Here is a 7,298-nt window from a genome sequence, read left to right as displayed (position 1 = left end):
TGCGCGCAAACTTCTACACTATCCCCTCGGCGCCGCTGGGGGGCTGTGGGGGGGGGGGGGGGGCCGCCCCCCCCCCCCCCGCGCCGGCTCCCGGGCACACAGGGGAGAAAAGATGGCAACCGACGCACTGCGCGCACCGGCCGGCACGCCGGTCCGGCCGCCGCGTCGCCGGGGTGGCGGCATCCGGAGCAACGAGAACGTCGCCGGCTGGCTCTTCGTCGCGCCGGTGCTGGTGATCCTCGGGCTCTTCCTGCTGCTGCCGATCCTGATGGCGCTCTGGGTGAGCCTCACCGACTGGAACGGCCAGGGCAGCCCGTTCACCGGGCAGGTCCCGTTCGTCGGGGGCGACAACTACACCCGGCTGTTCGCCGAGGACGGGCTGGCCCGGCGCGACTTCATGACCAGCATCCGGAACAACCTCTACTACGTGTCGCTGGTGGTGCCGGCGCAGACCGTGCTCGCCCTCGGGCTCGCCCTGGTGGTCAACAACCGGATGCTGAAGGGGAAGGGCTTCTTCCGGACCGCGTTCTACTTCCCCTCGGTCACCAGCTCGGTGGCGATCAGCGTGGTCTTCCTGTTCATGTTCGCCAACTCGGGCGCGGTCAACGCCCTGCTCGGGTTCTTCGGCATCGAGGGGCCGCAGTGGTTCGCCGACTCCCGCGGCGTACTGCACCTGCTGCTCGGCGCCGTCGGCGTGGACAACCCGCCGGCCGCCCTCACCGCCGGCGGCCCGCTCGGGCTGACCTGGTGGGACTGGCTGGCCGGGCCGAGCGTGGCGATGATGTCGATCATCTGCCTGGTGGTCTGGACCACCTCGGGCACCTTCATGCTGATGTTCCTCGCCGCGCTGCAGAACGTCCCCGTGGTCCTCGACGAGGCCAGCACCCTGGACGGCGCGACCCGGTGGCAGCGGTTCCGGCACGTCACCCTGCCGCTGATCAAGCCGACCATGTTCCTGGTGCTCACCCTCGGCCTGATCGGCTCCTGGCAGGTCTTCGACCAGGTGTACGTGATGAGCCAGGGTGACCCGGCCAAGACCACGCTCACCCCGGCCTACCTGTCGTACCGGACCGCGTTCCGGGACTTCGACTACGGCTCCGGCGCGGCGATCTCGTTCGTGCTGTTCCTGATCATCATCCTGCTCACCCTGTTCCAGCGCCGGGTGATGGCCGACCGGGACGAGCCCCGGCGGGCCCGGTGGTGGCGCCGACGCGTACCGGAGGGGTCCTGAGATGGCCGTGCTGACCGACCGGCCGGCGCCGCCGGTCGCGCCCCGCGCCGACCGCGGGCCGCGCGCCCTGGTCAACCGCTTCCTCGGGTACGCGATCCTGATCTTCTTCGGGCTGGTCTTCCTCTACCCGTTCGTCATCCAGATCGCGAACTCGCTCAAGACCGAGCCGGACGCCGCCGCGCACCCGCTCTCGCCGGTGCCCGACCCGGTCACCCTGGCCGGCTTCGAGCGGATCTTCGCGGGCACCAACTTCCCGCTCTGGCTCGGCAACTCCCTGCTGGTCACGGTGCTGGTCACGGTGGGCCGGGTGTTCTTCGACTCGCTCGCCGGCTACGCCCTGGCCCGGCTGCGCTTCCGCGGCCGGGCCGGGATCTTCGCCGCGGTCATCGCGGTGATGGCGGTGCCCGGCGTGGTGCTGCTGATCCCCAAGTTCCTGGTGCTCAAGCAGCTCGGCCTCTACGACAGCTACGCGGGCCTGGTGGTGCCGCTGCTGGCCGACGCGGCCGGCGTGTTCATCATGAAGCAGTTCTTCGAGTCGGTGCCGGTCAGTGTGGAGGAGGCGGCCCGGATCGACGGGGCCGGAGTGTTCCGCACCTTCTGGTCGGTGGTGCTGCCGACCGCGAAGCCCGCCCTGATCACCCTGACCATCCTGTCGTTCCAGGGATCCTGGAACGAGTTCCCACACAGCCTGGTCGCGGTCCAGGACCCGGGCCTGTTCACCCTCCCCCGGGGGCTGGCCGACCTGGTCAGCGGCTCGCTCGGCAAGGGCACCCAGTATCCGCTCAAGCTCGGCGCGGCGCTGCTGGCCACCATCCCGGTGGCGGTGCTCTTCATGATCTTCCAGCGCTACTTCGTCCGCGACGCCAACGAAGGCGCGGAGAAGGGCTGACCGGCGGCCGGCGGTCCCGCCCCGTGCCGGGACCGCCGGCCATCCGGTCAGCGCTGCTCGATCACCGACATGACGTTGCCGGCCGGGTCGGTGAACCAGGCGATCGACGGGCCGTTGCCCCGCATGATCCCCTTGTCGTCCTGCGGCATGCCGTCGTACCGGGCGAACCGCACGCCCCGCGCGACCAGGCCGTCCACCGCGCGGTCGATGTCGTCGACCGGGAAGTTGAGCACGGTGAAGCCGGCCGGTGCGTGGTCGGGTTTCGGATAGACCAGCACGGACGTGCCTCCGATGTGCAGCCGCAGCAGGTCGCCCATCGTCTCGTCGCGGGAGACCCGCAGGCCGAGCGTGTCCGCGTAGAAGCGTTCGGCGCGGTCGGTGTCGTCCACCGCGAAGCTGCTGAACGCCTTCGTGTCGTCGAGCATCGTTCTCTCCCTCGTGGTCGTGCCCGGTTTCCTCTCCCGGGTCAACGAGTCGGCGCGCGGCTCACGAGGGGTGGACGACGCGGCCGGCCGGAACTCATCGGTGCCGGCGTCAGGATTCGAGGCGCAGGGGCAGGGCGAAGCGGGGGAAGAGGCCGGGCTCGAGGAAGTGGGTGAGCCGGGCGATCCGGCCGTCGACGGCGTCCAGCAGCTGGATCGAGAAGGCGTGGTGGCCGCCGCCGGCCGGATCGGGCCGGTACTGGGCCAGCGCCGTACCGCCGTTCGCGGCGATCCGGACCAGCCGGGAGCCCCGGCACCCGGCGCCCGGACCGGCGAGCCACCGACCGATGTCCGCCGCGCCGCGCAGCCACATCGCGTACGGCGGCATGCTCTGCACCGCGTCCTCGCGCAGCAGGGCGACCAGGGCGTCGATGTCGTACCGGGCGAAGGCGTCCACGTAGCGGTCGAGCAGCTCCCGGTCGGCGTGGCCGAGGTCCGCCCCGGCGGCCGACCGGTCGGGCACCCCGGCGAGGGTCGCCCGGGCCCGCTGGAGGGCGCTGTTGACCGCCGGCACGCTGGCGTCGAGCAGCTCGGCGACCTCGACCGCCCGCCAGCGCAGCACGTCCCGCAGGATCAGCACGGCCCGCTGCCGGGGCGGCAGGTGCTGGAGCGCGGCGACGAACGCCAGCCGCACCGACTCCCGGGCCACCGCCAGCTCCGCCGGGTCCGCCGGGAGCACCGCGGCGTCCGGCACCGGCTCGACCCAGTCGCCGGACGGGGTCCCGAGCGACTCCGCCACCGGCGCCGACGGGGCGCCCAGGTCGACCGGCAGGGCCCGCCGGCCGCGCCCGCGCAGCAGGTCCAGGCAGACGTTGGTGACGATCCGGTAGAGCCAGGTGCGCAGGCTGGAGCGGCCGTCGAACCGGTCGACGCCGCGCCAGGCGCGCAGCAGGGTCTCCTGCACCGCGTCCTCGGCGTCGAACACCGACCCGAGCATCCGGTACGCGTAGCCGGTCAGCTCGACCCGGAACGCCTCCAGCTCGGCGGCGGTGTGCGCGGTGGCCGTGGTCATGTCGACACCGTAGGCCGACCCACCGACACCGGCCAGCCGACGGGCGGTCAGGCGGCCTCGGGAGGGACGGCCACGTGCAGCCGGACCTGGGGGACCAGCATGTCGTCCACGTCCAGCGCCCGGGCCGCGCCGTCCGGCTCCCAGCCGGTGCTGGTGAGGAACTTCCGGGTCGCCGCGTCGGCGTCGAACGCCCAGGCCAGCGCCCGGCCGAACCCGTCGGACCGCCACCCCTCGACGGCGGCGGCGAGCAGCCGGCTGCCGTGCCCGCGCCGGCCCCACCGCGGCTCGACCAGCAGGTCGGTCACCGCCACCACGCCGTCACCCAGCGCCTCGGCCGGCTCGCCCGGCGCCAGCGCCTCCTCGTCGGCCGGACCGGAAGCGACGAACCCCACCAGATACGATTGCTCGGCCTGTTCGACGGCGACCAGCACGCGGTGCGCGCCCGAGGGCGGCTCCTGCACCGCCGCGCTCCACCGCCGGGCGAGGTACGCCTCGTCCAGGTTGTCGAGCACGTGTCGGGGCAGGATCCGGCGGTACGCGACCCGCCACGTGGCGAGCTGGATGCGTGCGATCTCGCCGGCGTCCTCCGGACGCGCGGGGCGGACGTAGCCGAGAGCCATGGGACGTGAGCCTACGCAGGGCGAGGGAGGCGACGGTGGCGCAGGGTGCCCGGCGCACGATCGGGCAGGTCGGCGCGGTGCTGGCGCTCGCCGTCGCGGTGACCGCCTTCCTCTCGGTGGCCGCCGTCCGGCACGGCTTCTTCGACCTGCGCGTCTACTACGGCGCCCTGAACTGGTGGGTGCACGACGGCGGGGAGATCTACGACTTCCTGAAGCCCAACACCCAGTACGGCTTCACCTACCCGCCCTTCGCCGCGCTGGTCATGCTGCCGATGGCGTACCTGCCGTGGCTGGCGGCGATCACGGTGAGCGTGGTCATCACCGTGCTGGCCAGCACCGTGGTGATCTGGTGGCTGGTCGAACCGATCGCCCGCCGGTCCGGCTGGACCCGCTGGTTCGCCCTCGCGGTGGCGCTCTGCCTGGCCGCCGCGTTCGAGCCGATGCGCGAGACGGTCAACTTCGGCCAGGTCAACATGCTGCTGCTCTTCCTGGTGGCGGTGGACCTGCTGCGGCTGCTGCCGGCCGGCAGCCGGTGGGCCGGGGCCGGCATCGGCCTGGCCACCGCGATCAAGCTGACGCCCGGCATCTTCATCGTCTACCTGCTGGTCACCGGCCGCTGGCGGGCCGCGTGCACCGCGATGGCGGCGGCGGCCGGCGCGACCCTGCTCGCCGGCGGGCTCTTCCCGGACGCCTCCCGCGAGTTCTGGACCGCGGCGCTCTGGAACACCGACCGGGTGGGTGAGCTGGCCTTCGTCTCCAACCAGTCGCTGCGCGGTGTGGTGGCCCGGCTGAACCCGGAGCACCCGAGCACCGTCGCCTGGCTGGCGGTGGTCCTCGCCACGCTGGCCGTCTGGGCGTGGCGCTCCCGGGCCGCGGTCGCCGCCGGCGACGAGGCCACCGGCCTGGCGCTGACCGGCGCCGCGATGTGCCTGGTCAGCCCGGTGACCTGGGTGCACCACCTGGTCTGGCTGCTGCCCGCGCTGATCCTGCTGGTCGACAACGGCATGGCAGCGCCCGCGCGCAGCGGCCGGCGCCGCCTCCTGCTGGCCGCCGCGCTCGTCGGGTACGCCTTCCTGATCAGCCGGATCGTCTGGGCGTACGAGAAGGACTTCACCGGGGTCGGCGGCTTCCTCGGCAGCAACACGTACGTCTGGATCAGCCTGGCGCTGCTGCTCGGGCTGCCGATCCGGCGCTGGGCCACGCCGACCGGCGGGGGCGCCGCCGACCGCGGCCGGCCGCCCGGGTCAGCCGTCGAGCCGGCCGGTGTAGCGCAGCTCCCGGAGCCGGACCGGGTCCCGCCCGCCGTGCAGCGGCACCGGATAGCTGGACTCCTCACCGTCCGGTGACAGGCCGGCCCGCTCGTAGAACCGGCGGGCCCGGACGTTGTCGGCGAGCACCCAGAGCCGGTACTCCGTCCAGCCCCGCTCGGCCAGGCCGGCCCGCGCCGCGGCGAACAGCGCCCGCCCCGCCCCCCTGCCCCACCAGTCCGGCTCCAGGTACATCGCCAGGATCTCGCCGTACTTCGGGTCGAGGTCGCCGCGATCCTGGTTGTTCCGGTACGGCCCGAAGGTGACGAACCCGGCGAGCGTCCCGTCGGCCTCGGCGAGCAGCGTGGTGAACGGATGCTCCGGGTCGGCGGTGCCCAGGTCGCGGCGGCGCTGCGCCCAGGCGGCCGGGTTCAGCCGGCGCAGCACCTCGTCCGGCATGATCCCGGCGTACCCGGTCTGCCAGCTGTGCACGTGCACCCGGGCGACGGCCTCGGCGTCGTCCGGCTCTTCCCGGCGAATGGTGAACATCTGTCCGTTCTATGCCCCGACGGGGGGCCGGTCCAGCGTCCAGCGCCGTGTCGTACCGGTGGATTAGGGTCGCCGACGATGGCCGTACCGGAATCGCTCTCGCTCGCCCAGGCCCGCCGGATCGCGCTGGCCGCCCAGGGCTTCGCCGACCCGGCGCCCACCGGCGTGCCCACCCGCCGGCACCTGCGCCGGGTGCTGGACCGGGTCGGGCTGATCCAGATGGACTCGGTCAACGTCCTGCAGCGCGCGCACTACCTGCCGCTCTACAGCCGGCTCGGGCCCTATCCGACCGCCCTGCTGGACACCGCCGCCTACCGGCGCCCCCGTGAGCTCTTCGAATACTGGGGCCACGAGGCGTCGCTGGTCCCGGTGGGCCTGCACCCGGTGCTGCGCTGGCGGATGGCCCGGGCCCGCGACGAGGCCTGGGGCTGGATGCGCCGGGTCGCCCAGGAGCAGCCCGAGCTGGTCGCCTGGGTCCGCGACGAGGTGGCCGCCAAGGGGCCGCTCACCGCCGCCGAGATCGAGCACGACGCGCCCCGCGAGACGGGCAACTGGGGCTGGAACTGGTCGACCGTCAAGCGGGCCCTGGAATACCTGTTCTGGGCCGGCGAGGTGACCGCCGCCGACCGCACGCCTTCCTTCGCCCGCCGCTACGACCTGCCGGAACGGGTGCTGCCGTCGGCCGTGCTCGACGCCCCCACCCCGACCGAGGCCGAGGCCCACCGCACCCTGGTCGCGCTCGCCGCCCGGTCGCTCGGCGTGGCGGCCGAGCCGGAGCTGCGCGACTACTTCCGGCTGCCGGCGGCCGGCGCCCGGCGGGCCGTGGCCGAGCTGGTCGAGGCGGGCGAGCTGACCCCGGTCACCGTTCAGGGCTGGCGGCAGCCGGCCTACCTGCACGCCGGGGCCCGGCTGCCCCGCTGGGTGCGCGGCAACACGCTGGTCAGTCCCTTCGACCCGATCGTCTGGGAGCGGGCCCGCGCCGAGCGGCTCTTCGGCTTCACCTACCGGATCGAGATCTACGTGCCCGCCCCCCAGCGGGTGCACGGCTACTACGTGCTGCCGTTCCTGCAGGGGGAGCGGTTCACCGCCCGGGTCGACCTCAAGGCCGACCGCAGGTCCGGGGTGCTGCTGGTGCCGGCCGCCTGGCGGGAGCCGGGAGTGGATCCGGGCGAGACGGCGGTGGCGCTGGCCGCCGAGCTGTACCGGCTCGCCGGCTGGCTCGGCCTGGACGCGGTCGCCCCGCCGGAGGGCGGCGATCTGGCGGCTCC

General features: G+C 73.6%; 8 protein-coding genes. 4 read left to right on the top strand and 4 right to left on the bottom strand.

Features of this window, described 5'->3' with window-relative positions; all coding sequences use genetic code 11:
• Window positions 1-112 precede the first annotated feature (112 nt).
• Both ACWEVO_RS24680 and ACWEVO_RS24675 read left to right on the top strand, forming a co-directional pair.
• The gene (locus tag ACWEVO_RS24680) at window positions 113-1,231 is read left to right on the top strand and encodes a carbohydrate ABC transporter permease (protein WP_452309891.1); all 1,119 of its coding nucleotides are present in this window, start codon (window positions 113-115) and stop codon (window positions 1,229-1,231) included.
• 1 nt (window position 1,232) lies between these two features.
• Entirely contained in the window at window positions 1,233-2,120 is an 888-nt protein-coding gene (locus ACWEVO_RS24675; protein ID WP_452309890.1) for a carbohydrate ABC transporter permease, read from the top strand.
• A gap of 47 nt (window positions 2,121-2,167) precedes the next feature.
• On the opposite strand, the gene ACWEVO_RS24670 is transcribed toward ACWEVO_RS24675, so the two are convergent.
• From ACWEVO_RS24670 to ACWEVO_RS24660, 3 genes are all read right to left on the bottom strand, one after another.
• Entirely contained in the window at window positions 2,168-2,545 is a 378-nt protein-coding gene (locus ACWEVO_RS24670; protein ID WP_452309889.1) for a VOC family protein, read from the bottom strand.
• A gap of 109 nt (window positions 2,546-2,654) precedes the next feature.
• Window positions 2,655-3,614, bottom strand: coding sequence for a sigma-70 family RNA polymerase sigma factor (locus ACWEVO_RS24665; protein ID WP_452309888.1), 960 nt, complete (start codon window positions 3,612-3,614; stop codon window positions 2,655-2,657).
• 47 nt (window positions 3,615-3,661) lie between these two features.
• Window positions 3,662-4,234, bottom strand: coding sequence for an N-acetyltransferase family protein (locus tag ACWEVO_RS24660; protein WP_452309887.1), 573 nt, complete (start codon window positions 4,232-4,234; stop codon window positions 3,662-3,664).
• 35 nt (window positions 4,235-4,269) lie between these two features.
• On the opposite strand from ACWEVO_RS24660, the gene ACWEVO_RS24655 reads away from it, so the two are divergent.
• Complete coding sequence (locus tag ACWEVO_RS24655) at window positions 4,270-5,580, top strand: glycosyltransferase 87 family protein (protein WP_452309886.1); 1,311 nt, start codon at window positions 4,270-4,272, stop codon at window positions 5,578-5,580.
• Here ACWEVO_RS24655 and ACWEVO_RS24650 read toward each other — a convergent pair.
• A complete protein-coding gene (locus tag ACWEVO_RS24650; protein WP_452309885.1) occupies window positions 5,479-6,030 on the bottom strand; it encodes an N-acetyltransferase family protein in 552 nt (183 codons plus the stop codon). The genes ACWEVO_RS24655 and ACWEVO_RS24650 overlap by 102 nt on opposite strands.
• A 78-nt stretch (window positions 6,031-6,108) precedes the next feature.
• On the opposite strand from ACWEVO_RS24650, the gene ACWEVO_RS24645 reads away from it, so the two are divergent.
• Window positions 6,109-7,298 (top strand): winged helix-turn-helix domain-containing protein (locus tag ACWEVO_RS24645; protein WP_452309884.1); only part of this gene is annotated, 1,190 nt, incomplete at its 3' end.

The organism is Micromonospora sp. NPDC003776, assembly GCF_053605645.1.
The sequence above is the reverse complement of the archived record's forward strand: the minus strand, read 5'-3'. Positions and strand labels throughout refer to the sequence as shown.

What these genes read in the sequence shown, in the direction of transcription:
- ACWEVO_RS24675 (WP_452309890.1), top strand. Translation starts at nt 1,233, where the DNA reads ATGGCCGTGCTGACCGACCGGCCGGCGCCGCCGGTCGCGCCCCGCGCC.
- ACWEVO_RS24670 (WP_452309889.1), bottom strand. Translation starts at nt 2,545, where the DNA reads ATGCTCGACGACACGAAGGCGTTCAGCAGCTTCGCGGTGGACGACACC.
- ACWEVO_RS24680 (WP_452309891.1), top strand. Translation starts at nt 113, where the DNA reads ATGGCAACCGACGCACTGCGCGCACCGGCCGGCACGCCGGTCCGGCCG.
- ACWEVO_RS24665 (WP_452309888.1), bottom strand. Translation starts at nt 3,614, where the DNA reads ATGACCACGGCCACCGCGCACACCGCCGCCGAGCTGGAGGCGTTCCGG.
- ACWEVO_RS24650 (WP_452309885.1), bottom strand. Translation starts at nt 6,030, where the DNA reads ATGTTCACCATTCGCCGGGAAGAGCCGGACGACGCCGAGGCCGTCGCC.
- ACWEVO_RS24660 (WP_452309887.1), bottom strand. Translation starts at nt 4,234, where the DNA reads ATGGCTCTCGGCTACGTCCGCCCCGCGCGTCCGGAGGACGCCGGCGAG.